The 403-nt window shown below is 63.0% G+C and carries 1 protein-coding gene; it reads right to left on the bottom strand.

Annotation, left to right across the window (positions count from 1 at the left end):
* A partial coding sequence (locus H0248_RS21975; protein WP_219609345.1) for a hypothetical protein occupies positions 1–259 on the bottom strand: 259 nt, incomplete at its 3' end.
* Positions 260–403: the final 144 nt, after the last annotated feature.

Here is a 403-nt window from a genome sequence, read left to right as displayed (position 1 = left end):
TGCTCGTTCCCGTGCTCGCCATCTTCGCCCCGTGCGGCCCCCGCCGGGGGCCTCCCTGCTTAACGGCTTGTCTTGCGGGCTTCGCCAGCCCGCGCCCGGCAGACGCTTCACCGTCCCACAGCAAGCTGCGGAACGGCTCGCGCCGCGATAAACCCCGGTTCAACAGCAAACGACTAATGGCAGCGGCTGCCGCCGCTGCTATGATGCGAGGCAGGCAGACAGGGACGTCACAGCATGGCGGTAGCGTGTCCGGGGGCAAAAGTGCGCATCGGGGTGTTCGGAGTGCGGGGCGGTTAAACGGGCGGAAAATGTTGCCTGAAAAGCATGTTGCTTCAATAAGTTAAGTGCGCTAAAAAGTACGACGCGCCTCGGGTAATCCCTATGACCCGATAGGGATAGCGGG

This window comes from Pectobacterium brasiliense (assembly GCF_013449685.1).
In the GTDB taxonomy this organism is placed as follows: Bacteria; Pseudomonadota; Gammaproteobacteria; order Enterobacterales; family Enterobacteriaceae; genus Pectobacterium; species Pectobacterium brasiliense_A.
Note: the sequence above shows the minus strand (reverse complement) of the source record. Positions and strands in the feature narration are given on the sequence as shown.